The organism is Candidatus Bathyarchaeia archaeon, assembly GCA_035283685.1.
Classification (GTDB): Archaea; Thermoproteota; Bathyarchaeia; order Bathyarchaeales; family Bathyarchaeaceae; genus DATETJ01.
This window is the reverse complement of record DATETJ010000009.1, coordinates 359,752-385,646: the sequence shown is the minus strand read 5'-3', so window position 1 is coordinate 385,646 and position 25,895 is coordinate 359,752. Positions and strand designations below refer to the sequence as shown.

The following is a 25,895-nucleotide window of genomic DNA, read 5'->3' as shown; positions in this document are numbered from 1 at the left end:
GTTTAGAGTTGTCGATGTTAGAAAACAGGGAACTCATTGTTGACCAAAGACTGCTGTCGGTAAGGAACACTTATGTAGTTAAGGACAAGTTTGGTCAGCAGTTAGGCTTCATAAAACAGGAGTTTGTTAGTTTTGGACCAAAATTCTGGCTCGAAGACAACGCTGGCTTTCGTTTAGGTGAAATTGACGGAAAAGTAGTCACTGTGCATCACGAGTACGAGATAAAAGACAACACTGGGCAAGTTAGAGCGAGGGTCAAGAAGAAAATTCTAAAGCTTTTCGGAAGCGAATGGTGGATGGAAGACCCAGACGGAAACGAATTAGCAAGAATAAACGGCAACATCGTCCATCACACGTATGACGTCGTCGCGCCAGATAAAACAGTGATCGCAAAGGTTCACCTTAACTGGGTAACAATCCGAGACGAATACTGCATAGAAATCGTTAAACAAGACTTCAATCCGCTTCTGGTTATTGGATATGCTATAGCCATGGATCACGTTGAACATCAAAACAGGAGTTCAGTGGGAAGGGGAGCCAAAGTTATAACAAAACTCCTTGGTCATTAAGGAAAGGTAACGGACAGTCCTACAAGAACGAACAGCCTCAGGAAACACTGCCCAAACCTTGCCGTAGAAGACTGCTGCATCGGCGAACCCTTTGTTCATTTTTGCTCTATTTTCGGATAAGGCTTAGGAAAATAATCAGAGCCGCGAGTTCAAAAATCTCTGACACAAGGTGGATGACTATATCAAGGGACGCTGAAGCAATTATCTGGATGAGCATGGCAAGAGAGAAAATGACAAGTCCAAGGTTGAATCTTGACTTTATCTCTCTGTAAGTCCTGATGAAGACGAAAATTACTACTAATGTTATCAAGATGGAAGTGGCGTGCAAAGACAAATGTGCCGTTTCTTCTAAAGACAGTTAAACACCACCTCCTTTAACATCTGTTGTCGTATTGTCGTTTTCTTTTGTGATTTTTTCCCATATTTCTTGCAGGACGTGAAAGTTCGACTCAAGTTTGGATGTGAGAAAATACATCGATCCGTAATCGCCTCCAGTAGACTCCACGAGTTTGTTATCTTTCAAAAGCTTAAGGTGATAACGTATCGTTTTGTAATCCATCTTCAAGTAATCAGCTAATTGGTTTGCATTCATGGGTCTCTCTTTTAGTCTTAGCACAATCTTGGCTCGTGTTTTCCCTCCTTCAGTTCCAGCCACAATCCACCAGAGTGTCGCTCTGAAGGCTCTCGACACATTCATTAACCTCATTCAGACAGTGCATTCTAAATAAGCTCACGTATTTATAAAATCACTCTGCGCCAAAGGGCTTCGCAAAGTAAGTTTACATCACTTCCATGGAAGGAAAATTCCTAAATCCTGTGCAAGGGCAAACAAACTCGACTAAAATGTGAACGTTGTTTCTCTTTTTGTTCGAAAAACTGAGCAGAAACCCTTAATTATGATGAGCTCTAAGGTTAAATATGGGAAGAATCTGGGAGAAAAATGGTAATAAACAAAACCGAACTCCTAGCTTTCGGATTAGTATTCATCGCTCTGGTGCCCGTGCCATTAGGCATATTCTACCTAGATCAAAATGTTTTCGGCGAACAACGCGAGATCCGCATTGCAACTAGACAATGGGAATTCATACCTAACGAGATAATTGTAAAGAAAGATGACATGATTACGCTTTTTGTCACGAGCGAAGACGTTATCCACGGCTTTCAGATGATGGACTATGGGATAAGAGCGGAAATAAAACCAGGTGAACCACAAAGGTTCAGTTTCGTCGCCGACAAAGCAGGAGAGTTCTTCTACAGATGCTTCATACCCTGCGGTGTCGGACACAGCACCATCGCCCACTCAGGCAAATTCAAAGTTGAGGATAAATCACCTCCAGGAAGCCTACGAGTCTACGTGACAAGTGTTGATGGAATCTTCCTAGAAGGGGCATCGGTCACAATCACAGGACCAAAGAAAGCAGAAGGAATCACCAACACAGACGGTCAGTACGTATTCAGTGACCTTACAGCTGGAGACTACTCGGTTAAAGCCGTGGCATCCGGATATGGAACGAACTCAACCACCGCTATGGTGCGCGGCGAGGCAGCAACAACTGTTACAGTTGTTCTCACTGCAGCTGCCGTAAAAGTGTTTAACATCGAGGCTTGGACTCAAGAAAAGGGCGGCTTTAAGGTTGCAGAAAGTGAAGATGGTAAAACTATAATCGTCAACCAAGGCGACATTGTCAGGCTGATCGTGAAATCAATGGACGTGGCCCACAGCTTAGCTTTGCACGATTTCGATGTGGACACCGACTACATAGAAAAAGGAGAAACCATCACACTCGAGTTCACGGCTATTGTGGCTGGGACCTTCACTTACGATTGCATGGTGTACTGTAGTCCCCAACATTCAAACATGAAAGGAACTCTCGTTGTCAACTCAGCTTGAGGTTCTAGAGGTTCGTGCCTTAAAAGGGCGGAGAAATACGAGAACAACACATTCGCTGAGGAATCGAGTCATTTCAAAAGCAACAGCTTTTCAAATCACAGCTGTAACATTGATTGCTCTAGCCCTCATTGGGTTGACTTCCTCTCTTAGCAGAGCTCAGACTCCAACTCGCAGAGAAATAGACATCAAAGCGTTCATGTTTGGCTACGATCCGTCCGAAATCGTCGTTAATCAAGGCGACACAGTCCTTATTCGTTTCTCTTCGTTAGATGTGTCGCATGGATTCTACATCGACGGATACGAAATCAAAACGGAGATCATCCAAAACGATGGAGCCGAGAGCAATGAGACTAGAGAGTTGATGTTTGTAGCCGATAAAGCAGGAGTCTTCAGATTTCGTTGCACACTAACTTGCGGCTATTTCCACCCGTTCATGATAGGAAAACTGAGAGTAGAACCCGCGAATCAGTTCTTGTTTTCATCAATTCTAGCTGTTGCAGCGGCATTCGGCTTATTCGCGATCATGGTTCCACGCTCAAAGGTCTATGGCAATCCAGACCCTTCAAACCCGTACTTATTTAGGTTTGACCTGCTAAAAATAGGAATAGTCAACCGCTTGCTGAAACTTCGTTCTTGGCAGTTCTGGGTGCAATACCCAAACCTTCTATTTTTCATACTAGTGATATTGACGGGAGTTTTCGGTACTCAAGTCGGAAACAAGAACCTCTCGATAATGTTTGTTTGGATTCTCTGGTGGGCTGCCCTAATGTTGTTTCTAGTTCCTGTCCTCGCGAGATTCTGGTGCATGATTTGCCCCCTGCCTTCCTTTGGCGAATGGACTCAAAGAGGAACTATCACTGGCAAAAAGGAGAAGCGATTCGGGCTGAATCTCAAATGGCCCAAGAAACTCGACAACATCTGGATACAAAACCTCGACTTCCTCGCCACATCAATGTTCATTGGAATACTCATCACACGACCTTGGGCTACAGGGTACTTGATGGTTCTGTTGATTGCGACTCCACTCATACTGTCTCTTGTGTTCAAAGACCGCGTGTTTTGTCGATACATCTGTCCAGTCGCTGGATTCATTGGACTCTACAGCATGTTCTCCACTCTGGAACTGAGAGTCCGAGACCGCAAAGTCTGCCTTGAGCACCCGGGAAAAGAATGCATCAAAGGAAGTGACAAAGGCTACGGTTGTCCCTGGCTTGAATTCCCACAAAACATGAACCGAAACGCCTACTGCGGTTTGTGCACTGAATGCTTGAAAACCTGCCCAAAAGACAACACGACCTTATACCTAAGGATGGGCGGCGAAGATCTATACGTTGAACCATGGCATGGCATAAAGAAAAGAGGTTTCGACGAGGCGTGGAAAGCCTTCATCATGGCAACCTTAGCCTTTCTATATGGGCTAACATTCATGGGACCTTACTCGTGGCTAAAAGACATGGCAAACATGGCAAGCCTGCCGCAGTGGGGTTCGTTCGCGGTCCTGGTTTGGGGCTCAACGCTTGTGGCTTTTCCAGCAGTGTACTTTGTCTTCATCGCCCTCTCGAAGCTTGCTTCACGGGTCAAGGAAATGCCTTTGAAAAAATTGTTCATCAACTACTCATACACGCTTGTTCCTATGGGTCTGTTGGCTTGGATAGCCTTTAGCATAGCGATACTCTTCATCAACGGTTCCTACATAATTGCCGTCATTTCCGATCCATTCGGCTGGGGCTGGGATCTTTTCGGAACCAAACACTTTGCATGGCAGCCATTTCTATCAGGTTTAGTGCCGTATCTTCAGGTTTTGATTCTCATCGTAGGCCTCATCTTTGCACTGAGAACTACAATAAAAATCTCAATGAGAACCTTCACCGAGAAAACGCAAGCTGTGAGAGCGTCAATTCCTGTTGGGGTAATGCATGTGGGTTACACGGTGCTTCTTCTATGGCTTTGGGTAGGTTGAGAGGAAAGGCGCTGCACATGCGAAAGAAACTGGAATGGACCATTACGTGATGCTCATGGTTCGCGGTTTAATGGATTCCGTGTTTCCTATTTTATTCATATTCTTTCCCAATTTCTTACCGAAAGTTTATTAGGAGATACCCAAAAAAATGTTCTACTCGATAGAAGATGGAGAGAGACGGAGGTGAAAACAAGTGAGTACTACAGGAAAAGGATTGACCGCTATAGCCATAGCAATCGGGGTCGTAGCTGTCGCCCTAAGCGGGTATTTATTGGCAACCGTGCCATCTCAACTGGCAAAGATGCAGAGTGACTTCGACGCGAAACTAGCATACACGCCTCAGACACGGGCTCTAACCATAAGCATGGGAGAAGGAAAGATAGTGATGGAAAACGAAACAACGGGTGATGATTTCATAGCCGGAGAATTCCATCGATGGGAACCAGATACCATCACTGTTTACAAAGGCGACACAATTCAGTTAACGGTGAAGAACCCACGTAGCAACGCGCATTCTTTCGTGTCAACTGACTTTGCTGTTGACACGGGCAGAATTCCCGGAAGAAACGAGCAACCGAACGACGCACAGCGAACTGTCGTCAAGACCTTTGTTGTCGACGAAGTTGGAGTCTTCCAATTCAAATGCGGCATAGACCACGACCACACGCTAGGAAACTGTGACGTTGACCACAGCAGAATGGTTGGTTATCTGATCGTCTTAGAGCCCTAAGAATTCTCACCTTTTTTGGTGAGCCTACTCCTTTTTGTCTTCTCATATCTCAAAACTCTATGTTCTTTCCCTAGTGAAGACATCCCAATTTTTCAGCCGATGCCGAAGACACAAGAATACTAACGTATGAGGCTTGCCTGAAGCATCACCGTGCACAAGGCGTCATTTTATGAGTTCTGCCTTGATTATTCTTACATCCTGCAAAGGTTTGTCATCACTGTCAGTCGCGACATTTCCTATTGCGTCGACAACATCCATGCCTGCAGTCACTGTTCCAAAAACAGAGTAATTGCTATCCAAATCATCCGAATTGTCTTTCAGGTTAATGTAAAACTGACTTGTAGCAGAATTCGGCTCGCTTGTCTTCGCCATTGCCACTGACCCTCTGACGTTGCTATGTTTGTTCGGAAGCTCATCAAGAATTGCTGCGACGTCGATCCCCTTTGCAGTGGCATCTCCGCCCTGAATTACGAAATCATGAACTACCCTATGAAAAATGGTGTCGTCATAGACTCCACCTTTGACAAGATTCCTGAAATTACCTGTTGTGGTAGGCATATCATCATACAGTTGAATCGTGATGTCTCCCATAGTCGTTTTAAGAAGAATCCTATTAAGATCCGCGTTGGGTCTGCTCCCGAAATAGTAAAACAACACCACAGGAACCACAACGACGACAATTACCGCTAAAGCCATCATCCTGCGTCGAAAGGCTTTTTCCTTCCTCGCCCTAATCCTCTGTTCGCGACTCATCTTCGCCATATCATCAAACCTAACCACTCGGAAGAACCGAGTGCAGAGATGTCTAATAAAAATTGCTCATTTGCCAGATACATGAGTTGCCGTTTGAAAAAGAGAGGGATCAGTGCTTCTGCTCTGCTGATGGTTTTAGATCTTGCGCTTGTTAAGCACTGACCTAAAGGTTTTGCCGCAGTGTTCAAAAAGCCCAATTGTGAGTTCGGTTCTCTTTCCGCTCTTGTCTTTCCTGCCAGCCATCTTCCAAGTTTTCTTTGGTTTGTCAACTTCTTTCTTGCATTTGGGGCATTTAGCCATGATTCTCACGTATCCTAATGTTATCCTTAATCAGTTTAAAACACTTCCTCTAATACGCTTTCCATTGCACACGACATCAGCGAAACACTGGGCGGCTTCTTTGGCAAGAATAGAAAAGGCCTGTAAATACGAAACAGTTTATACTCTTGGGTGTCGTAAGCATAAATTGTGTACGAGGTGTACGGGGATAGATGAAAAAAGGCATGCCCCAGAAGAAACCTGCTTTCGTCGATGACAAAGCACACGAGTTAATGGTTAAGGAAGTCTATTGTGAGAAATTCCTTCAGGAATTTTGGCTCAAGTCTTTAAAATAAGATTCTCTATTTTCCAGACCGCTAAAATAGTCAAGGTCCTCATCCGAAACTTTTTCGTCGGTGAAGAAGTGTATGTTTCTTCTTTTCCTAACAACGTCAATGAACTCCGTTTTCCACGCGCGCTCCTGACTGAAATCGAAATGCTAGGCTATTCTCTCGTTGGATATTTATGACATCCAAAGAATTAGATTTGATCGAGTCTGTGGAAAATCTTATTAACCCTATGTAAAAAATTACACAACAACCTCACTCCCTTCGAAGTGAACCCTTATGCGAAAAAGTCTATGGATTGCCCTAACTGCTGTGTTCGCAGCTCTTCATGCAGTGCTTTACTTCGTGACGCCGCCGGTCTTGTGGCGAAACTGGGCTATCTACTTGGAGCCCATCGAAGGAATACTTCTAGGACCTGCAGCTGGCTTTTTCGCCGCACTACTCGGAGGCCTTGTCGGCAGAACAATCAAACCCACGGATCCAACAATGTTCATATTCGGAATAATCGCTGAGCCCGTCGGAGTGATGGTCTGCGGTTTGCTTGCGAGAGGTGAGTGGAAAGTGGCTTTGCCGATATACGCCACCTCGTTAGCGGCGTACTTTGCCCACCCGTTCGGGCGATGGTTTCCCTTATGGACTATTGCAGACACACTGCTTGCGCTAGCGCTGATCTATCCTGTTGCTCGAATAGGCAAGTGGGTTTCTGAACCTGACATTAAGAAGCTAGCCGTATCACTTGTGCTGATATCTTTCATCGGGGTAGCCGCGGACGCGCTTATTCGCATTTTTCTGCTCATACCTGGTGGTCTGCATGTGCTTTTCACGACGGAGCCAGAGATCGTTTACAGTATTTTTGTAGCTGGCGCATTAGACTCATTCATTGAAGACGCTCTTGTTGTGGCAGTCTCGTTCTTTGTTGGAGTGCCCTTGCTTCTTGCGCTGCAAAAGATACCCGGTTTCAAGTATCCAATGACATAGTGACTCTTGCCAAATGCGTAAGTCTTCTGAGAATAAAGAAAAACGTGGTGGCTTCCGAGCTCAGTGTTTCGCTACTTTGATGCTTCTTCAAACCTCTTGGCGATCGTGTTCCAGTTGACAATGTTCCAGAAAGTTTCCACGAACTTTGCTCTGTCATTCTTGAAGTCAATGTAGTAGGCGTGCTCGAACACGTCGAGAACCATCACTATTCTAAATCCCGGGTAGATGTTTGTGTTGTGTTTCTCAATCTGCATTATCAACGGCCTGCCGGTTAGTCTGCAAAGTGTGAGTGCGCCCCATCCTGAGCCTTCAACGCTCATCGAGGCTTGGGTAAACTCTTTCTTAAACCGGTCAAAGCTTCCGAACTCTTTGTCGATTGCACTGGCTAGGGCTCCGCTAGGTTTTCCGCCGCCTTTCCCAACAGGCGCCAAGTTCTCCCAGAAAAGCGAATGTAACCTGTGTCCCCCGATGTTCCACGACAACTCTTTCAGTGTAGCCTTCATGTCTATGTCTGAGCCTTCCTTTCGTGCCTTGTCCAATCTCTCTAGAAGGCTGTTTGCGCCGTTAACGTATGCTTGGTGATGCTTCTGATGATGAATAGTCAGTTGCTGCTCTGTCATGTGTGGCTCCAAATCTTTGTATCCGTATTGCAGTTTTGGCAAAGAGTAAAATTTGCTTGATTCCATTTTTATCATTCCTTTCAGAATTTTTACTCAGGCGCTCTCTTTTAACCTTTCTGAAAATCTCTCTTCAAAACCAATGTTTTATTTCTAGCATCCGCAATTAACATGCATTTCAGAACCACACGTATCTGAGGTTGGCCTGCCTTGAAAAAGATAGGAGTTGTCACAAGCGGAGGGGATGCGCCAGGGATAAACGCAGCAATCCGCGCAGTCGTTCGTACGGCTTACTCAATGAGCTTGGAAGTCGTGGGGTTTCAAAGAGGTTGGGAAGGCGTGATGACAAATGACTCAAAGCCGTTGACACCGCGTTCAGTAGGCGGAATCTTACATCTCGGCGGCACAATTCTGCACACTCACAGATGCCCCGAGTTTGAAACAAAGAAGGGAACCAAGAAAGCAGCTAGAACACTTACCAGAGCAGACGTTGAAGGCCTTGTGGTCATAGGAGGCGACGGCTCCTTCAGAGGCGCCTGCGCGTTGAGCAAAGAAACCGACACGCTTATAGTAGGAGTGCCCGCCACTATCGACAATGATGTTTACGGCACAGACGAAACCATAGGCTTCGACACAGCCGTAAACACAGCAGTCACAGAAATAGACAAGGTCCGTGACACAGCAATTTCTCATGAGCGAACTTTCATCGTTGAAGTCATGGGAAGAGACCGAGGCTTCCTCGCCCTTACAGCAGGCCTCACATCAGGCGCTGAAGTTATCATCGTGCCCGAAATCAAAACCAAAACACAGACAGTAGTCCAAACCTTGCGAGAAAACTGGCAAAAAGGGAAACGATCAAGCATTATTGTGAAGGCTGAAGGCGCCGGAGACGCCCGACTGCTTGCTAAAGAAATCGAGACTCGCCTGGGTTCAGAGGTCCGGATTAGCGTTCTGGGCTATGCTCAAAGAGGCGGAAGCCCAACGGCGAGGAGCAGACTATTAGCCAGTCTATTCGGAAACCAAGCCGTCGACATCATTTTGAAGGGACAAGGCAACAAGATAGTTGGGCTTCAAAATGGACAAATAGGCACTCTGAACATGGAAAAGTCATGCAACAGCACAAGACCGCTTGATTTGAACCTTCTGTTGCTGGCCAATGTGTTGGCAACGTGAAAGAAAAGCGTATAAACCTGGGTTCTTTTTATGACTGTGGAGCGTGAAAAACGTGTCAGACGAAGACATCCCTGAATGGTTCCGCCGACGCGTGCGACGTCCTTTCTCACGAGACTGGCTGTTTGGGGACGTAGATGACATATTTCGCGACATGGAAGAGATGATGCAACGGGAATTCAAGGAATTCACAACAAAACTGCCCAAAGATCTTGTTCGTGAGCGTCGCCTACCAGATGGTTCAACCGTGAAAGAATGGGGGCCATTCGTTTATGGCTACTCGATGACGATTGGTCCGGATGGAAAACCGCAGATTAGAGAGTTTGGAAATGTGAAGCCCTCGAAGCCTGAAACGCTTTTTGGACCAAAGCGACCAACAGTTGACATTAAAGAAGAGCGGGAACCGCTTGTCGACGTGATAAGCACAGACAGCGAGGTTAAGGTCGTGGCTGAAGTGCCAGGCGTAGAGAAAAAGGACATCAAGCTCTATGCAACTGAGAAAGCCCTGACGATTTCTGTGGACACACCAGATCGCAAATACTACAAAGAGGTTGAACTTCAAGCAAGTATCGATCCGAAAACTGCGAAGTCAGTGTACAAGAACGGTGTCCTAGAAGTCACGTTGACTAAGGCTAAAGAAGAGAAGAAGCCGAAGGGTGAGCTCGTAAGAATAGAGTGACTCGAATCCTCACCTTCATTTTTCTCTTTTTTCTGCTAGCAATGAAGCGCAAGGTTAAAACTTGGCGAGCAACTAGTCTGGATTATATTCGTGATTGACAGAGGAGAATCAGTTGAGATCAAACTTAGGCGAAAATCGAGTGAGACGTTTCCAGTCGTTGATGGAACAGAAAGGCATCGGCGCCTCGATGATCAGGAATCTCTATAGTTTCACATATTTTGCGGGGACCAGTTGGTGGCAGCCCGCCGTGCTAATCCCCGCTAAAGACGAACCTATCATCTTTGCCTTCGAAGACGAAGTGGAAGAGCTCCAAGAAAAAACGTGGATAAACAACGTGCTAGGCTACAGGAAAGTGGAGGAACTAATGCGCGCCGTCACGGAAAACACTCGAAAACTCAGCGGCTCAGGAGCTTTAGGCTTTGACATTGACATCGACGCTTCTGCACTGCTCTATGAGCAGTTCAAAATCATGCATCCTGACAAGAAGATAGTGGACGTTCACGGATTAATCATGCAGCTCAGGATGGTCAAGGATCCGACGGAAATAGAGAATATTCGAAGAGCGTCACGATGCGCTGAAAGCGCAGTGCAAGCCGCAGTAGAATCAGTGCGCGTCGGAGTAACCGAAACAGCAGTTGCTGGCGAAGCACAGCGAGCCGCTCGAAACAAAGGCGCGGATTCGGTTTTGGTCTACGTTAACGCTGGTAGCCCGCGAGTTCATGCTCATCCGAGGGACAAAGCGGTTAAGGCGGGTGACACGGTCAAAGTTGACATTATGCCTTCGTACAATGGGTACTACTCGGATCTGGCCCATACAGTTTTTGTGCGTCCAGTTACTGAGGAGAAGAAGAGGGCGTACGGCGCCGTGGTAGAAGCTGGGGAGGCATATACCAAGGCGCTTAGATCGGACATGCCCCTAGACGAATTGGAGAAGATCGTACAGAACGTTTACAACAAGCACGGAGTGCAGAAATACTATATTTACGGATTCGCACATGGCGTTGGTCTGAGATTTGAAGAAGACCCGATTACGACAATAGTGGTAGCAGAAAGGAAACAGAAAACATTAGAGAACATGGTGCTCAACGTGGGACACGCACCGCTGTCGGGCAAAGAGATCGGCGCAGTGAAAATCGAAGACACAGTCCTGGTTAAGAAGGAAGGAGCTGAAAAACTCACCAATTTCGAAAGAGACCTGCAAATAGTCTAGATATAGACCGCATTTATCGAATGACGAGTTTTTCGCCCAATTTCCTTAAGCGAACTTCTAGTACTCCGTTTTTCAGCGTTGAAATTGATGATTTGGCGTCAACTCTGGCTGGCAGGTCGATTTCTCTGCTATATCTTCGTCCCAACAAATCCACAGAAATCATCAATTTGCTTTCTGTAGCATGAAGATCAATTGAATTCCTGTCCGCCCCGAGCAGTTCAACCACAACTACAACGTAGTCTTCATCAACGAACACATCAACTAAAGGCTCATTCAATTCATTGATTCGTGAACTGAACGGTTGAGATAGTGGCTGGCCTGCAAGTTGACTGGAGTAGCGTCTGCGCGTTCTTTCCTCCTCCATAGGATTTCTGAAAGCGCGGTGAATCATCTCATCGAAGTCCTTCTCGATCTTGTCGACCTCGTTGAAGGAGTCGTTGAACCATTGGTCATGACGTCTCTTGCGTCGCCACCAGCGGTCGCTCAAACTGTCTTCTCCCTCTTGCCTACCATTATTCGATGTCGTGAACAAAAACGTATCGCATTTCCGGTCCTATTCAAGCACTGCTAGCAGGCGATATGCTGCTTTGGATAAGCTTATTAACTGTGTTCGTTCTGTATGTGAGGCGTACAAGAACTCGGGGTTTCGTTGAGAAATCTTGTTCTTGTTGAATCAATAAATAGGAGTGAAAAGCCAGATGGCGTATGGACGTGAGCCCAGAGAAATGCACAAGGCAACCTGCGCGGATTGCGGCAAAGAATGCGAAGTGCCATTCAAGCCCGATACGAGCAGACCAGTTTACTGCCGAGATTGCTGGGCTAAGAGACGACAATCAAGACCAAGAAGATATTAGAAAAAGTCTAGGCTTAACTAATAACTTCTGAAGCGTTCCCATTTATTCCAAGTTTTTTGTCTTTGTGTTCCTTTTCTAAGCTGACGTTGAAGCATCGAAAGTGAGAAATGCGTTCTCTGCGTTAGAAATGACTGGATCGGCTGACGTGGATGATTAGCACTGAGGAAATAATGAGACTTGCTTTGAAGATGTCAGGTTTCAAAACTGTACCTCCAGACAGTGCCATTTATGTGAAAGGAAAAGGCATAAAGAAGCTGTTTTTCGGCATAGATGCTGGTGTCTCAGAGCTCTTGCTGGCTAGGCAAATGAGGTGTGACGCTGTGGTTTCGCATCATCCGCAGGGTGGCTCAGCTATACTCAATTTTCATAGGATGTTTGAGAGGCATGTTGAGCAGTTGGTTGAAGCTGGCGTGCCCAAGGGGGAAGCGGAGCAGGCTGTGCGTAAGAAGTGTGATTCCCTTGAAGTCGAAAACCACACGCGCAATTATGACCATACGGTTTCAGTAGCTCGATTGATGAAAATGCCCTACATGAATATACATGCGCCCTTGGATGAAATCGGCAGACAAAGAATGACCGGGCAGATCAAGCTGGTAACTGATAGGAAGCCCAATGCCACGGTTGGCGACATTGTTGCAGCATTACGGAGACTTCCAGAATTCAAGAAGGCTCAGACGGACATCAAAATTCGTTTAGGCAATGCTTTCAACAGGGCTGGCAAGATCGTTGTTTCACATGCAGCTGGGACGAACGGCGGCTATAAAGTTGCTAGAACCTATTTTAGGCATGGGGTTGGAACACTCGTTTACATACATGTCAGCTCGGCTGATCTTGAGCGTCTCAGGGCAGATAATGTTGGCAACCTCATTGTTAGCGGGCATATTTCCAGCGATTCAGTTGGAATCAATCCTTTCCTAGCTGAACTTAAAAAAAGAGGAGTGGCGATCACTAGAGTTGGGGTAGTGGCTTAGGCTTGACGAATTTTCAGAAGAAGAAGGCGAAATCCCATTAAGGCCTTCTTCTACCTTGACGATGCTCTAAAACGTGGCGTCAAATGTCTCTGTCGCCTTTTTCTGTTGCTGGCCCGTGACTACTGGGTTGGCTTTGGTCACGCTGACGTCGGAGCAAAAGCTGTTGAGGTCCATTTTTCCTCTTGAGCCAATACTAGGTTTTCTTTTTGATAAGCAGCCAGTTGTTTTCTTTGAAGTTGACTAACGCATAGTTGCCGCTCAGTTTTGAGCCGTGTAGAGTAAATTCGATTATCTTTTCGGTTCGACTCTGCAGCGTGTATGTGCCTTTGTCCCAGATCTCAACTGTGCCCGCACCGTATTCGCCTTCTGGAATTGTGCCTTTGAAATCAATGTAGCTTAGTTCATGGTCTTCCACCTGCACCGCAAGTCTTCTGATACCTGACTGAGTTGGCGGCTCCTTGGGCGCAGCCCAACTCTTCAGTACATTGTCCATTTCTAGGCGGAAGTCATAGTGGAGATGAGTGGCTTGATGCTTCTGTATGACAAATCTAGCCGACGCAGCGGACATTCGTGCCCTCCGTACGAGTGAATTGAACCCTAGGCACAATAAATAACTACCTTTACCGGTTTGAGCTAGGCGAGCCTATTGCAAGCTCACGTGTTATTAGGTTCCCGATACCTCAGTTAATAGTGACTTCTTGACTGCTCTCCTAACGTGTGATTACTCTTCTTCTCTGAAAGACTCGGCCCAAATGCACCGATATGCATATAAGGTTACATCGGCTCGATGTATACGCTCAAACATAACGAGGATGTTACAACATGAGAAAAATGCTTCTAGTCTGGGTAACTGTGCTTGTTGTCGCGGTTATCGCTTCAGTTGCAGCAACCAACTATTACCTGCGAGGATCAGCCAGAGAGCGAGTCATAGTATCAACAACAACAAGCCTCTACGACACAGAACTGCTCGACGCGGTGGAAGCAGAATTCGAAGCTAAATATCCTATCGACCTCAACTTCATATCTGTTGGCACAGGCATAGCCATTCAACATGCACAACGAGGCGACGCAGACCTCATACTGGTCCATTCACCACCTGATGAAAAGAATTTCCTGACCGGTGGAATAGGAGTCAACAGAAAGATCGCAGCCTACAACTTCTTCGCCATAGTAGGGCCTGTGAGTGATCCAGTTCAAATTGAGAGTTTGCAGCCGCTTCAAGCACTGTCAAAGATCGCTGAGAATGGAAGAAATGGCATGGCAAAATGGGTTTCAAGAGGAGACAATTCGGGCACACATTCAAAAGAGAAGAGCCTGTGGGCAAGCGCAGGATTCACCTATGCCGATGTATCTAAAGAAAGCTGGTACATCAACGCCGGCTCAGGCATGGGAGAAACCCTGAAAAAAGCAGACTACTTCGACGCCTACACTCTGGCTGACACAGGAACATACCTGAAGTACTACAATGATGGTCTGATAACGCTTGAAGTCCTGATCAAAGAGGAAAAAGACCTGCTAAACGTGTACAGCGCCATAGCGGTCAACCAAACATTGCACCCGTCAGTCAACTTCAACGGCGCAATGACATTCATCAAATGGCTCATCTCAGAAGAAGGACAACAGATCATTGAGGATTTCGGGAAGGAAACCTACAGCCAAAGCTTATTCTCTGCAGCCGTGAAAGTCCTGAAGGAAAACACGGATCCAACCATTGCTCAATGGATCAAAGGTTACGCCTACTTCAACGGCACCGAATGCCCAAGCCAATATCGAATCGGTTACGCAGAGTTATACCCCTGAGAGAAACCTCGTGAGCAATGAGATAATCGACGGCATAATCAAGGCTTTTGAACTCATTTTCTCAGGGGACCCTACAGTAATCGATATCACTTCGCGAACCATCCTGATATCATTCGGCGCCACAGCACTTTGCATGCTATGGAGCTTGCCAACCGCTATAGTCCTAAGTCAAAAGCGATTTCGCGGCAAAATCTTCATTAAAGGCATGTTTAATGCCCTACTCGGCATCCCTACGACGGCACTCGGCCTCATCTTGTTCTTGCTTCTTTCAAAATCTGGGCCATTGGGCTTTCTTCACATTTTGTACACTCCAACAGCCATAATCTTCGGCCAAGCAGTACTCATTACACCAATAGCTGTCAGCCTAGTAACAAACGCCATTGAAGCCATCGACCCAGAAATAAGGAACTTGGCTAAAACGCTCGGCGCATCTGAACTTGAAGCTTCACTTACTGTTTTAGGAGAATCCACAAGTGGAGTTGGCTTGGCAGTTATTGCAAGCTTCAACCGAGCTATCGCAGAGCTAGGAGTGGCTCTCATGGTCGGCGGTAACATAAGCGGCTACACTAGGGTCCTCACAACCACAATAGCATTAGATACCAACAAAGGCGAGATCGTACTGAGCATAGCGCTTACAATCATACTGCTGCTCATAGTTACAGGACTAAGTCTCGTTGTAAACCTAGCTCAGAGAGGGAAGACATGACCTGCATAGTCGAGCTTGTTGACGTAACCAAAGAATACGGAGCTATCAACGCGCTAGACAAAGCAAACCTAAAGGTTGAGACAGGAGAAGTCCTCGCACTCATTGGACCCAACGGCTCTGGTAAAACTACTTTGTTGCGCATAGTTTCTGGGATAGAAACACCGACGCAAGGCGAAATGTACTTTCAAGAAGAGAAGATAAACTCACGCAACAATGACAAACTAACGAAAAACATCACGATGGTGTTCCAGAAGACGGTCATGTTCACAGGGACGGTCTATGACAACATCGCATATGGACTCAAGCTCAAAGGGCACACAAAGAACAATGTAGCAACAAAAGTGAAAGAAGTGCTGCAAACGGTCAAGCTTGAAGGTTTTGAAAAGCGGTCGGCTAGGAAGTTGTCAGGAGGCGAACAGCAAAGAGTTGCAATAGCGAGGGCATTGGCGCTCGACACAAAAGTCCTTCTGCTCGATGAGCCAACAGCAAATATAGACCCAAAAAACGCCTCATTGATCGAAGACATTCTGCAGGCAGTAAGCAAACATAGGAAAACAATAATCGTCGCGACCCAAAACATGGCGCAGGCAGGGAACTTAGCCAGCAGAGTCGCTGTGCTTAATCGCGGCAGAATCGAAAGAGTTGGGAGATCTCAAGAAGTCTTCCGCTCGCCATCAAAATTCCTAGCAGGTTTCGCAAGGCTTGAAAACGTTTTCTCTGGTGTTTCCAAGACAACTGAAGAAGGCACTACAGTCGTTGACATCGGAAGCGGAGTGAGCATTGTCTCAACGTTGGAAAAATCTGGCGCGGTTACGATTTTCATAAGACCTGAAGACATAATACTCTCCGCTGAACCGTTAATTTCAAGCGCGAGAAACGTGTTCAAAGGCAGAATATCTGAAATCTCCGACCTGGGCTCAATAGTTAAGTTGAAAGTCAGCATTGGAAAAGACTTCGTAGTTCAGGTCACAAGGAAATCTTTCAATGAAATGGCTCTCAACTTGGGCTCAAGCGTCTATTTGGCTTTCAAAGCGTCTTCTGTTCAGGCTGTTTAGAGGTTTTCTCGCTCTCGTCTCTGGGTTTTTCGAGTTCATACAGGATTACCAAGCTTTCGCCGAGTGAGATGTTCAATTTGAGCGCCAAGTCCTCAGCGCTCATATTGGGTTGCTCCGCGAGAATAGCGTCGCGCACGTATGCCTTGTGATGCGGATACATGGGTAAAGTGTGGACCGCGTCAACCAAAATAGACCATAAAGCACTGTTGACGTGATTTCGCCAGCTCATACATTCCTCTCCTGCGAAACTCCCTTGTGTATATGTGTTGTGCATGTATGCGATAATGTTTATTAGTTTACGTAGGCTCGATACTAATTGGTAATACCTTAGGCATATCTGGTAATATTGAGGTTTTCTAGACCATGGGTCTCCTGCATCAGTCAGGCAAACTTCATTGCCCCTACACTATGTGCAACAAAACGTTTGAGAAGCCCATAGTCTTGACGGACACAACTAAACTTCTAAGAGAAACCTACTATGCCTGCCCCCACTGTCGATCAAAGATAGAAATAGCCACAGATGACCCAACCCGTCCCAAACTAATCCAAGTGGAAACCGTTTTCAACATCGGTCAAAGAGCGCCCACACACTGCAAACATGGCTTCGGATATTTAGGAGACCTCCCTGACAACGCAGACATTCCAGACGATTGTGCCGTGTGCCCCAAAGTAATGCAATGCTTCGTCAAAAGACGTAACCGCTAGAAGCCAGCCAGTCAGGAAAAGCCAACTTAAATCTTATCTACACCCACGCATTCTTAACAAGCAGTAACATCAAAATCGGGGCTGTCGGCTAGCATGGTCTAGGCTAGGAGACAAGCAAATGCTCCAATTGGGCTCTCTTGACCCCGGTCCAAATCCGGGCAGCCCCACCAACAAAACCACTGTTAACACAACGCATCAAGAATTCATAAGGGCACAAAAGAACCATTGAACTGCAGCCTGAAAACTCCACGCATTTTAGCAAGTGATACCGAAATCGCCAAAGCCCTTAACGGAGAAACATGAAAGCCAAAAAAGGGCTGTACAAACAAAAGCAACTTCATTCTAAGACTGGTTTCGAAGTAGAACCTAAGGAACAGCCTGATCCAAGACTTGACGCCCCAGTCAGAACCCATTGAAGATTTCAGCGAATTTTCTATAAAATCTCTACAGAACACTTGTCACATTCAAAATAAAAAAACGCAGCTGCAGCAAGAATGATTACCTCCTTTTTGTCTCTAACCCTTAAATATGCTGAGATATCCTAGACACATACTCCTCGAATAGAAAAACCTCGATTTCCGGTGCTTTCGTTGGTTCAAGTAGAAAAGAAGCCGAGTTTAGTACATCGAAGTCGCATTGACATAATAGCGAATATTCTGCGCGTCGCAGAAAACGAGTCGAGACGAACGCACATCATGTACAGATGCAACCTCAGCTTCAAGCAGCTTCACACCTATCTCGATTTTCTTACTGAGAGAAAACTGATCAAGCGCACCAAAGTTATAGGGGATGAAAATCCCTCCGGCAAATACCTGACAACAAACAAAGGAAAAGCTTTCATCCAAGCCTACAGCAGCATACGCGCCTTGCTGTCAACCACAGAACTAGAAGCTGATGAATGAAATAGGGCGGGCTAGGATAGAAAACAGGTTCGTGACAGAGTATCTTTCTTGCCGACTCTTTCCTCGCTCTCAACTTCTCGAATTTTTCCTAAGAAACGTTGAAGCTGCATTGACAGCCTAACTCTCTTGTTCTTTCGGTCGAATTCCAAAAAGTCATAAGTTGCCAGAAAACCTGAAACCAGTTCAACTTTAGACTCGCTCGATCTGGCCTTTTGTGCAACTTCTTTTACCTGATGCCATTCGCCGTTCCGTATAGCATCTAGGATCTCATCGATGATGAGCAAAGTGGGTTCTCCGCACAGTCCGTCCTTCTATAGTCGTGGAAGGAATAAATGGCTTGTGAGCAATCGTTTCATAGCAACTCTCTAGAAAAAATAGAAGGAAGTTATAGAACTTCTCAACAGAAGCTCTCTCCATCACAACTTAAATAGCTTAACGACATTTTAGTTACCTCGCTTCACGTCGGCTAAGAACCGACTCGACTTGCGTGGTCGAAAGTAAGAAGGGGAAAAGACTCCAAATTGCCCAAAAACCAAACCAAGGACAGAGACGAAATACTGCTGGTAGAGTTTAAGGCGCCCAGAGAGCTGGTTGAGGCCTTCGATTTCGAATTGAAGAGGAAGTACTCCAGCCGAAGCGAAGCCATCCGTTCGTTGATGAGAACATTCTTGGAGGCATCGGCCAAAGAGAGTTGACGAGCTGTTCGTAAGCTGATTCTCATCTGCTCCGATCAAGGAGGGATTTGGTGAATGGAGATTAGCGATAGAAAGCAACTAGTGGACGAACTTAAAGAACAATGGAAAACCCTGTGGCGTAATCGTTTTGACGATAGAGTACGGGCAGAAGGAATAGCTGACAAAGACTATTCCATGTTGCTCATCGAACGAGGCACAGTGATTATTGCCACAAGGAAGTTCAAGCTTTTGGATTTACAGGATATACTGGAGCAACACAGAAATGCCGTCGGCAGCGAATGGATTCCACCAAATCCATCGGTTGGCGGATGGGGAAAGTTCGTACGAACAGTTCTGGATCCCAAAAACCCAAAACAAAGAAGAAGACAGGCGCCGTCGAAGACTGAACATGCTTACCAGAGGCAGTTGAAAAAAGGCGGAAGAGGCTGGCTTCACATCAAAGCGTGAAGAATAGATTCTCTGGACCCATTTGAGCGTTTCGCGTTTTCTAGGTGGTACAAAGTTGGGAAAATACCGCGGCAGGCTACAGATTATTGCAGATATCCTTGGAATAATAGGCAACGGATCCAAGAAAACTCGCATCATGTACCGCGCAAATTTAAGTTACAAGCTCCTTTGCAGGTATCTAGCTGAGGTTCTGAATGCTGGATTAGTGAAATGTAAAGAAAAAGATTCATACGTACTGACTCCCAAAGGTGACGAGTTTCTCAGCAAATATGAAGATTATTCGAAACGATGTAAGGGCTTAGCGGAGCACCTTCATAGTGTCAACAGCCAAAAAGCCACCCTAGAGGGCATGTGTCTGAAACCAACATTTCGAGGTAATTCGTCTGGGAAGAAGAGAACTAAACAATGACCTGATTTGAGGGATAGTTCTTACGAGACTTGGAAGCCTTATCATCATTTTGCTCTTGCTGAATTTGGCGCTCAACCTCCTGATGACAGCAGCCAAGTCACAAGTCCAAGCTGAACAGGATTCGGCCCTTTCAACTATCAAGAACGCTGAACATGTAATCATCTCAGCATATCAGTCTGTGGTTGATGCAGAAGCAAAAGGCGGAAACATCGATGAGTTGACTAGTAAGTTAAATGAAGCAGGTTCTTTTCTAACAGGCGCCCGAGCTGCATATGCTAAAGGTAATTTCACAGAAGCGTCCAGTTTGGCTAATCAAGCTAGATACATTGGAGAACAAGTAGACGCCGAGGGATCTGAGCTGAAGGCCTTCGCTTCGAGCCAGAACCTTTCTCGACAACTGCTTGTGAGCGCAGGGTCGATTCTCGCAATAGTCATAATTATCTTTGGAAGCATCTTGATCTGGCTTTTCCTGAAAAAGCGTCATTTTGAAGGCCACCCATAGATTGGGTTCATTATGACAAACACGAACAATTTTCGAAATCTTTTTGTTGCTGGAGTTCTAGTGTTGATTCTCGTTGCAGCGATTCCCACCTTAACCTTATTTGTAAAGATACCTAGTAGCTCTGAACAGTTCTCCGAACTCTGGCTTCTGGGACCAGATCATAAGGCGGAGAATTACCCTTTTAACGTGGGAGTAAACGAAACGTACACCGTTTACGTGAGAGTGAGTAACCGACTCGGGGAATCCGCCTATTACAGAATTCTCGCAAAGTTCCGTAATCAGACTCAATCGGTTCCGGTCGCCGCGAATTCCACGCCGAGCACGCTGCCCGCGTTATACGAGTACAATGTTTTTGTAGCAAGTGATGATAGTTGGGAAGGTGAACTGAGCTTCAGAATAGAGAGTGTTGTGGGGCAGAACAACACCGTTGTAGTCAGGCAAATGAGTTTCAACTATGTTGCGTTAGCATTTGATCCCCCAAGCCAAGCCATATGGGATTCCCAAAGAGATGGCTTCTACTACCAGCTATTTCTTGAACTCTGGAGGTATGATCTGACGTCGCAAGCTTTCGAGTACGATAACAGATTTGTGGCACTCTGGCTCAACTTCACGAAAACGGTTTAAGCATCACATATCTGGGAGTAATTCAAGTTGGTGGAGCGATCTTCGAATTACGTCATCAGAACCTATAGAAGCGGTGATGAAAATGTTCTGCCCGCCTTATTTAACGGTGTTTTCTCGGCGCATGCGGGTTTTGTGCCAAGAACAAGCGAATATTGGACTTGGTGCTGTCTCAATAGACCAACAGTTGAAAAAAACGGTATCTGCATACTGGAAAAGGCAGGCGAAATAGTAGGGTATGCCGTGGTTGCAGTTGAGTCAAAGAACGGAAAGATTCGAGCTGATGTCTTGGAACTCTGCTACACGCGCGAAGAAGGAGAGACTGCAGCAAGGATTCTTGTTTCGTGGATAGCGGAATACGCTAGATCCAGAAAAGTGGATCAGATCTCGTTAGACGCGCCAAAAGAGGACGAAATTCTACGAAAGATCGTTTTGGAAAATGGATTTGGCGAATTTCCCCACGTGCAATCTCTCATGACGATCTTGGACTATTGTCAGCTTGTACATGAAATAGTCAAACTCAGGAAATCCAGACTTGATGGTCTAGACGAGATATTTCAGATCTCAATCTCAGGTTCTCAGACTTCCCGGAGCTACTCATTTTGGGTTCAAACCGACGAAAACGACATCACAGTAAGCGCTGGAACTTCTCAAGCTTCCTCAGTTAGGATAAGGACAGATACGAAAACGTTTACAGCCTGCCTATTCGGATTGATGAATCCACTAAGTGCAGTGCTCAGAACGAGAATAGAAACGCAACCCTTCTGGAAGTTTCGCAAGGTGGCAAAGTTATTCTCAGCTCTCAGGCTAAGCGACCCATGGTTCGTCCCAAAAGGTGATTTCGGATGAAGGCCCAGCTTACAACTAGAAACTTCATGGACGCCGACGAAAAACCAATGATCGATTTAATGAAGGAAACCTTCGGTTTCAGCGCAGAATTCTGGAAATGGAAACATAGGCTGTATCCCAATTTTAACCCAGCATCAATCACTATAGCAGAGATAGACGGAAGAATAGTGGGAACCTCCTCATGGATTCCTCGTGAACTCAAGATCTCTAGCAACATAACAGCGAGATCAGCTCTGGGAGGAGACACCGCGGTTGATCCAAGCTTCCGAGGACGAGGAGTTGGATCCGCAGTGATGGAGTTCTTCTATCAGGAAGCACTGAGAAACGGAATAGTTGTAGTCTCTGGATTTGCCACGCCCGAAGTTGCAAGGAAGTTTTATGCGCCACTTGGATCCATACTAATGAACGATTCAACAACAACGTATGTGAAACTGATGAACTGTGGTCAACTAACAGAAAAAATATTATCAGCAAAGGATAGAAATGCAGCAGTTGAAACGGATTTTCATGAACCAGAAATGGTGATTCATTTCAACCTTAGTGGAGCTCCTCCATTCCTGATTAGTTTGAAGAACAGCAAAATTCACCTGGAAGAAATTACAGAAACCACTTTGGCAAATCCCAAGATTACAGTGAGGGGCGATCTGAGTATCATAATTCCCGTTCTTCAAGGTGAAAAGGGAATGTGGGACGTGGTGAAATTGATTCTAAGAAGGAAAATCAAGACCAAAGGAGTTATTCGACATGCAATTACTCTGCTGCGCATGAGAAAGCAGTTCAGAACACTTCTTCGCCCAATGGCTAAATGAGCCTGGAAACCGCAGTCCCTCTGGTTTTGAGGCCTTAAGTTGAGCAGAAACGCACCTAGGAAAGTTCTCTTAACATTCGACGTCGAAGGAATACCTCCGCAAGAAGACCATCTTGACAACGTTTCTCTTACGTGTCTGCGTTCAGTGCTGGATCTGTTAAGAGAATTCCGGTTTCAAGCCATTCTCTTCGTACCAGCCTCCGTGGCAGAGCAACTGTACAGGCATCCAGAAATCATTGAACTCATGAGTAGTAATCGAATTGGTTATCATGGCGCCGTTCACTCCATACGACCGATGATTCTTGAATATACTGATGTGCCTGACTACCAAACGGCTCTCGAACTGTCGATCAAGAGGGAAACGTCGCACATTAACCCTGAGACCGGGAAAACCGTTGACCCCGGCGGAATACTCTCACTGAAGAGAGTCTTCCCAGAAAACAACATCGTGTGTTTCAGAGCGCCTTTCTTGGCTTGGTCGCCTCCTCACTTGGACGCTCTGAAACAATTCGGTGTCAGATTTGACTTTTCATCCTACATCTCAGACAACCCAGTGAACTTCAAAGGAATAACATTCTATCCTGGTCCTATACCAATCGACGGAATCTTGGCAACTCTTGTAAACAGGATGGAACAAAAGTCGTTTCCCGTCTCGATAGAGAGCTTGTTGCTTCGAAAAAAAGTATCAGTTCTGCTTATGCACCCATCGTCGTTAGTTTTCAACAAGAGCTACTCGGCTACCGGAAAAAAAGCTGAAATGTGGTCAGATATCAAAGTCAAGTTTGCCCTCAGCCTGCTACGCTTTCTGTTTGAGAGAATCAGTTTGATGCAGAAAAGCAACCTCATTGAGGTTACATCTCACTTAAGTGACAACTGGAAAACCCTATGTTCAGAAAGCGTTGATCTCAATAGATTGTATTGGCTAAGCGTGAAGAACCCTATGAAAATATTCCAGTATAGACCACGACACACGTTCAAGCATTTCACATGTTTCTTCGATTAGTGCTCTGTGCAATCTTGAACGCAATCTGTTCACCATGGAGGTTATCAATCCTCGTTGTTTACACTGATAGTCGTTTGGGCTACACTTCTGTTTCTCACGTTCGGCATTCCGGGCATTTCATATATCTCAATGAGGAAAGCTGCCAAGAAACCGTGGCGGATAAAGATTAACGAGAAATATTCACCGAGCGTGTCCATAATCGTCCCAACCTATAACGAATCGCAGGTCATTAACCATAAGATGGAAAATTTGGCAAAACTAGAGTACCCCAAGGAGTTAACCCACATAATCGTTGTTGACAGCAACTCAACTGATGGCACAATCGAGAAGGTGAGCGTCTTTGCCAAGCAACACCCAAATATGAAAATCGAGACCCTCGAACAAAGCGAAAGAATGGGAAAGACTGTAGCGTTAAACTATGCGTTGAAATACTGTAAAGAAGATGTCATAATTGTCTCAGATGCCGATTGCTTTTGGCCATCGGATATTCTAAACAAGGCGTTGCCCTTTCTGGCCAACTCTTCAGTCGTGGCGATTTCAGGACCGAAGCTTCTTCTGAACGCGGATCAATCATGGGTGACGAGGACTGAGGATAGCTACCTCAGATCTATGAACCTGAAGAAACTCGGCGAATCGAAAACAGGTTCAACTCTCTTTTTTGAAGGTGGATTTAGCGCTTACAAAAAGGAAGCATTGAACTCGTTTGATCCATACAACACTGGCTCAGACGATTGTGGAACAGTGATTCGGATTGCTGAAGATGGCTCAAGAGCCATATTGGTTCCAGACGCTGAATTCTTCACAGCCTTTCCAGTCACTTGGAAAGGAAAAATGGATATCAAGATTAGACGAACAATCCAGCTTGTACGCGTATTCGCCACTTATTTCCTGCTTCTTCTACGAAACCGTGTCAAAAGCGCGAGGGCAGTTGCGTTAGAGAGCGTATTCATGTATATCATCAATCCGTTCATTTTTCTGCTCTTCGTGATAGCCACACTATACATGCTGTTCAACTATCCCTACGTTGCGGTTGTTTTCCTTGTCTTTCTTATTCCAAGAGTCGGAGTCTTGGTTCTTGAGACAGTGCAGAGTTATCTCTTGCTACTTGTCGGCATTCTTTCACTTATTCTTAACAAGCGCGTTGTATTCTGGAGCAAGCCCGAGGACAGAGCTCAACTTACCGAAGAAATGCTACGAGAAAGAGCATTAATCTGATAACTGTTGGCTGGTGGGGACATATGTTGAAGGTTGCCATGATTGGCCTCGGAAAGATGGGCAAACTGCACATGATGAATTGCTTGCACATGGACAATGTCAAAGTTGAGGCTGCAGCCGACGCTTCTAAGGGTGCGTTAAGCAAAGCCAAAGCACTTGGCGTCAGAAACCTCTATTCTGACTACCGGGAAATGCTTACCAAGGAACGCGAGTTAGACGCAGCTATCATAACCTTACCGCACTTTCTTCATTTCGAAAGTGTTCAGGCAGCTTTAGAAGCTGGGCTAAATGTTTTCGAAGAAAAACCAATGGCTAACACGGTTGATGAATGCCGCAAAATCGTGAACCTTGTTCAGCAGAGCGGCAGGAAGTTTACAATAGGTCACTCGATGAGATTCATTGAAGCAATCGAGAAAATGAAGGAAACCGTTGAAAAAGGCCACATCGGAGACTTGGAAGTCCTTACTTTGGAGGAGGTGTACAACGGGCCTTTCTCGCATCCTTTGGTTCCCGTGCCTGTTTCAGAGTGGTGGTTTGATCCAAAGAAGTCGGGAGGTGGAGTGCTAATTGACTTGGGCTATCACCTCATTGACTTATTCCGGTTTTTTGCCGGTGACTGCAAACTGCTTTATTCATGTCTCGATCACAAGTTCAACCTACCAGTGGAAGACAGCGCCATAGCCATATTGAATTCGGTGAATTCTTCGGTCAAGGGAATAATCAATGTTGGTTGGTATCAGAAGCTGATTTTTCCAAAATGGAATCTACGAGCAATATTACATGGAAATGCAGGATACATATCAAGTGAGGATCTTGTTCCCCGCAATTTCTATGTTCATGCCATGAAGGAAGGAGCGAAGAATGTTGTGCGGAGAATTGCTGGAAAGAAGATACGACCCCTTGCTTACACTTACTTCTATGAATCTTATTACAAGGAGTTGAGGCACTTTTTTAGTTGCATTGAAGAGGATCTGAAGCCTGCTGTCACAGCCACGGATGGGCTGAGAATTATTGAGATCATCGAGGAAGCCTACAAAAGGGAAAGAATGACATTGACTTGCAGCAACGATTCAACGGCTGAAATGGGGAAAACAACAAAGGAGAGCTAGAGAGAAACGAGCAGCACTGTAAGTCTAGTTCGCGCAACTGTTTCAGACACAGGAATTCAAAACTCCATTTCAGAAGCACTCA

Annotated in this window: 33 protein-coding genes and 1 tRNA gene; 26 read left to right on the top strand and 8 right to left on the bottom strand. The window is 45.8% G+C overall.

Annotated features, from left to right (window positions below; genetic code table 11):
• The first annotated feature begins 14 nt into the window (after nt 1–14).
• Nucleotides 15–569: an LURP-one-related family protein gene (locus tag VJ249_08695; protein HKZ94640.1), complete on the top strand. Its 555-nt coding sequence runs from the start codon at nt 15–17 to the stop codon at nt 567–569.
• A gap of 358 nt (nt 570–927) precedes the next feature.
• Here VJ249_08695 and VJ249_08690 read toward each other — a convergent pair whose 3' ends face one another.
• Nucleotides 928–1,260 carry a winged helix-turn-helix domain-containing protein gene (locus tag VJ249_08690; protein ID HKZ94639.1) on the bottom strand — a complete coding sequence of 111 codons (333 nt, stop codon included), beginning with the start codon at nt 1,258–1,260 and terminating at the stop codon, nt 928–930.
• A gap of 249 nt (nt 1,261–1,509) precedes the next feature.
• On the opposite strand from VJ249_08690, the gene VJ249_08685 reads away from it, so the two are divergent.
• The 3 genes from VJ249_08685 to VJ249_08675 all read left to right on the top strand — a co-directional run bounded on the left by VJ249_08685 (nt 1,510) and on the right by VJ249_08675 (nt 5,150).
• A complete protein-coding gene (locus tag VJ249_08685; GenBank protein ID HKZ94638.1) occupies nt 1,510–2,460 on the top strand; it encodes a carboxypeptidase regulatory-like domain-containing protein in 951 nt (316 codons plus the stop codon).
• Nucleotides 2,444–4,420 carry a 4Fe-4S binding protein gene (locus VJ249_08680; GenBank protein ID HKZ94637.1) on the top strand — a complete coding sequence of 659 codons (1,977 nt, stop codon included), beginning with the start codon at nt 2,444–2,446 and terminating at the stop codon, nt 4,418–4,420. Before VJ249_08685 ends, VJ249_08680 begins: the two co-directional genes overlap by 17 nt.
• 193 nt (nt 4,421–4,613) lie before the next feature.
• The gene (locus VJ249_08675; protein ID HKZ94636.1) at nt 4,614–5,150 is read left to right on the top strand and encodes a cupredoxin domain-containing protein; all 537 of its coding nucleotides are present in this window, start codon (nt 4,614–4,616) and stop codon (nt 5,148–5,150) included.
• A 162-nt stretch (nt 5,151–5,312) separates the two neighbouring features.
• Here VJ249_08675 and VJ249_08670 read toward each other — a convergent pair whose 3' ends face one another.
• Together VJ249_08670 and VJ249_08665 are read right to left on the bottom strand one after the other, a co-directional pair.
• Entirely contained in the window at nt 5,313–5,912 is a 600-nt protein-coding gene (locus VJ249_08670) for a peptidylprolyl isomerase (GenBank protein HKZ94635.1), read from the bottom strand.
• 126 nt (nt 5,913–6,038) lie between these two features.
• Entirely contained in the window at nt 6,039–6,203 is a 165-nt protein-coding gene (locus tag VJ249_08665; GenBank protein ID HKZ94634.1) for a chorismate-binding protein, read from the bottom strand.
• A 584-nt stretch (nt 6,204–6,787) separates the two neighbouring features.
• Here VJ249_08665 and VJ249_08660 point away from each other — a divergent pair.
• Nucleotides 6,788–7,486: a hypothetical protein gene (locus VJ249_08660; GenBank protein ID HKZ94633.1), complete on the top strand. Its 699-nt coding sequence runs from the start codon at nt 6,788–6,790 to the stop codon at nt 7,484–7,486.
• A gap of 71 nt (nt 7,487–7,557) precedes the next feature.
• Here the strand turns inward: VJ249_08660 and VJ249_08655 are convergent, their stop codons facing one another.
• Nucleotides 7,558–8,172 carry a superoxide dismutase gene (locus VJ249_08655; GenBank protein ID HKZ94632.1) on the bottom strand — a complete coding sequence of 205 codons (615 nt, stop codon included), beginning with the start codon at nt 8,170–8,172 and terminating at the stop codon, nt 7,558–7,560.
• Between the two features lie 141 nt (nt 8,173–8,313).
• Between VJ249_08655 and pfkA the strand changes: the two genes are divergently transcribed.
• From pfkA to VJ249_08640, 3 genes are all read left to right on the top strand, one after another.
• Nucleotides 8,314–9,276, top strand: coding sequence for a 6-phosphofructokinase (pfkA, locus tag VJ249_08650; protein ID HKZ94631.1), 963 nt, complete (start codon nt 8,314–8,316; stop codon nt 9,274–9,276).
• Nucleotides 9,277–9,328: 52 nt separating this feature from the next.
• Nucleotides 9,329–9,952: an archaeal heat shock protein Hsp20 gene (gene hsp20 / locus VJ249_08645; GenBank protein HKZ94630.1), complete on the top strand. Its 624-nt coding sequence runs from the start codon at nt 9,329–9,331 to the stop codon at nt 9,950–9,952.
• Nucleotides 9,953–10,064: 112 nt separating this feature from the next.
• Nucleotides 10,065–11,162, top strand: a complete 1,098-nt coding sequence (locus VJ249_08640) for a Xaa-Pro peptidase family protein (protein ID HKZ94629.1) — start codon at nt 10,065–10,067, stop codon at nt 11,160–11,162.
• A 13-nt stretch (nt 11,163–11,175) separates the two neighbouring features.
• On the opposite strand, the gene VJ249_08635 is transcribed toward VJ249_08640, so the two are convergent.
• On the bottom strand, nt 11,176–11,649 hold the full coding sequence (locus VJ249_08635) for an Hsp20/alpha crystallin family protein (GenBank protein HKZ94628.1): 474 nt from the start codon (nt 11,647–11,649) through the stop codon (nt 11,176–11,178).
• Nucleotides 11,650–11,873: 224 nt separating this feature from the next.
• Between VJ249_08635 and VJ249_08630 the strand changes: the two genes are divergently transcribed.
• Complete coding sequence (locus tag VJ249_08630) at nt 11,874–12,047, top strand: hypothetical protein (protein HKZ94627.1); 174 nt, start codon at nt 11,874–11,876, stop codon at nt 12,045–12,047.
• A gap of 118 nt (nt 12,048–12,165) precedes the next feature.
• Nucleotides 12,166–12,987, top strand: a complete 822-nt coding sequence (locus VJ249_08625) for a hypothetical protein (GenBank protein ID HKZ94626.1) — start codon at nt 12,166–12,168, stop codon at nt 12,985–12,987.
• Nucleotides 12,988–13,180: 193 nt separating this feature from the next.
• Here the strand turns inward: VJ249_08625 and VJ249_08620 are convergent, their stop codons facing one another.
• Complete coding sequence (locus VJ249_08620) at nt 13,181–13,555, bottom strand: DNA polymerase ligase N-terminal domain-containing protein (GenBank protein HKZ94625.1); 375 nt, start codon at nt 13,553–13,555, stop codon at nt 13,181–13,183.
• Nucleotides 13,556–13,809: 254 nt separating this feature from the next.
• Here VJ249_08620 and VJ249_08615 point away from each other — a divergent pair, with 254 nt between their 5' ends.
• From VJ249_08615 to VJ249_08605, 3 genes are read left to right on the top strand one after another with little or no spacing between them, the layout of a single operon-like run.
• Nucleotides 13,810–14,787, top strand: coding sequence for a substrate-binding domain-containing protein (locus VJ249_08615; GenBank protein ID HKZ94624.1), 978 nt, complete (start codon nt 13,810–13,812; stop codon nt 14,785–14,787).
• 10 nt (nt 14,788–14,797) lie between these two features.
• A complete protein-coding gene (locus tag VJ249_08610; protein HKZ94623.1) occupies nt 14,798–15,493 on the top strand; it encodes an ABC transporter permease in 696 nt (231 codons plus the stop codon).
• A complete protein-coding gene (locus VJ249_08605) occupies nt 15,490–16,548 on the top strand; it encodes an ABC transporter ATP-binding protein (protein HKZ94622.1) in 1,059 nt (352 codons plus the stop codon). Before VJ249_08610 ends, VJ249_08605 begins: the two co-directional genes overlap by 4 nt.
• On the opposite strand, the gene VJ249_08600 is transcribed toward VJ249_08605, so the two are convergent.
• Complete coding sequence (locus tag VJ249_08600) at nt 16,520–16,777, bottom strand: hypothetical protein (GenBank protein HKZ94621.1); 258 nt, start codon at nt 16,775–16,777, stop codon at nt 16,520–16,522. The two genes, VJ249_08605 and VJ249_08600, sit on opposite strands and share 29 nt — an antisense overlap.
• A 134-nt stretch (nt 16,778–16,911) precedes the next feature.
• Between VJ249_08600 and VJ249_08595 the strand changes: the two genes are divergently transcribed.
• From VJ249_08595 to VJ249_08585, 3 genes are all read left to right on the top strand, one after another.
• Complete coding sequence (locus tag VJ249_08595) at nt 16,912–17,253, top strand: hypothetical protein (GenBank protein ID HKZ94620.1); 342 nt, start codon at nt 16,912–16,914, stop codon at nt 17,251–17,253.
• Nucleotides 17,254–17,330: 77 nt separating this feature from the next.
• Nucleotides 17,331–17,423, top strand: a tRNA-Ala gene (locus VJ249_08590).
• Nucleotides 17,424–17,843: 420 nt separating this feature from the next.
• A complete protein-coding gene (locus tag VJ249_08585; GenBank protein ID HKZ94619.1) occupies nt 17,844–18,155 on the top strand; it encodes a winged helix-turn-helix domain-containing protein in 312 nt (103 codons plus the stop codon).
• Nucleotides 18,156–18,166: 11 nt separating this feature from the next.
• Here the strand turns inward: VJ249_08585 and VJ249_08580 are convergent, their stop codons facing one another.
• Nucleotides 18,167–18,439 (bottom strand): hypothetical protein, encoded by a 273-nt coding sequence (locus VJ249_08580; protein HKZ94618.1) that lies wholly within the window; start codon nt 18,437–18,439, stop codon nt 18,167–18,169.
• A 237-nt stretch (nt 18,440–18,676) separates the two neighbouring features.
• On the opposite strand from VJ249_08580, the gene VJ249_08575 reads away from it, so the two are divergent.
• The 10 genes from VJ249_08575 (at nt 18,677) to VJ249_08530 (ending at nt 25,813) form a co-directional block, all read left to right on the top strand.
• Nucleotides 18,677–18,850 carry a hypothetical protein gene (locus tag VJ249_08575; protein ID HKZ94617.1) on the top strand — a complete coding sequence of 58 codons (174 nt, stop codon included), beginning with the start codon at nt 18,677–18,679 and terminating at the stop codon, nt 18,848–18,850.
• Nucleotides 18,851–18,904: 54 nt separating this feature from the next.
• On the top strand, nt 18,905–19,297 hold the full coding sequence (locus tag VJ249_08570; protein HKZ94616.1) for a hypothetical protein: 393 nt from the start codon (nt 18,905–18,907) through the stop codon (nt 19,295–19,297).
• Nucleotides 19,298–19,352: 55 nt separating this feature from the next.
• Nucleotides 19,353–19,706: a winged helix-turn-helix domain-containing protein gene (locus tag VJ249_08565; protein HKZ94615.1), complete on the top strand. Its 354-nt coding sequence runs from the start codon at nt 19,353–19,355 to the stop codon at nt 19,704–19,706.
• A gap of 82 nt (nt 19,707–19,788) precedes the next feature.
• Nucleotides 19,789–20,208 carry a hypothetical protein gene (locus VJ249_08560; protein HKZ94614.1) on the top strand — a complete coding sequence of 140 codons (420 nt, stop codon included), beginning with the start codon at nt 19,789–19,791 and terminating at the stop codon, nt 20,206–20,208.
• Between the two features lie 12 nt (nt 20,209–20,220).
• Nucleotides 20,221–20,832, top strand: coding sequence for a DUF1616 domain-containing protein (locus VJ249_08555; GenBank protein HKZ94613.1), 612 nt, complete (start codon nt 20,221–20,223; stop codon nt 20,830–20,832).
• Nucleotides 20,833–20,859: 27 nt separating this feature from the next.
• Nucleotides 20,860–21,678: a hypothetical protein gene (locus VJ249_08550; GenBank protein HKZ94612.1), complete on the top strand. Its 819-nt coding sequence runs from the start codon at nt 20,860–20,862 to the stop codon at nt 21,676–21,678.
• On the top strand, nt 21,675–22,487 hold the full coding sequence (locus VJ249_08545; GenBank protein ID HKZ94611.1) for a GNAT family N-acetyltransferase: 813 nt from the start codon (nt 21,675–21,677) through the stop codon (nt 22,485–22,487). Before VJ249_08550 ends, VJ249_08545 begins: the two co-directional genes overlap by 4 nt.
• A gap of 39 nt (nt 22,488–22,526) precedes the next feature.
• Nucleotides 22,527–23,489 (top strand): hypothetical protein, encoded by a 963-nt coding sequence (locus VJ249_08540; GenBank protein ID HKZ94610.1) that lies wholly within the window; start codon nt 22,527–22,529, stop codon nt 23,487–23,489.
• Between the two features lie 54 nt (nt 23,490–23,543).
• Nucleotides 23,544–24,704, top strand: coding sequence for a glycosyltransferase (locus VJ249_08535; GenBank protein ID HKZ94609.1), 1,161 nt, complete (start codon nt 23,544–23,546; stop codon nt 24,702–24,704).
• Between the two features lie 23 nt (nt 24,705–24,727).
• Nucleotides 24,728–25,813: a Gfo/Idh/MocA family oxidoreductase gene (locus VJ249_08530; GenBank protein HKZ94608.1), complete on the top strand. Its 1,086-nt coding sequence runs from the start codon at nt 24,728–24,730 to the stop codon at nt 25,811–25,813.
• Nucleotides 25,814–25,895: the final 82 nt, after the last annotated feature.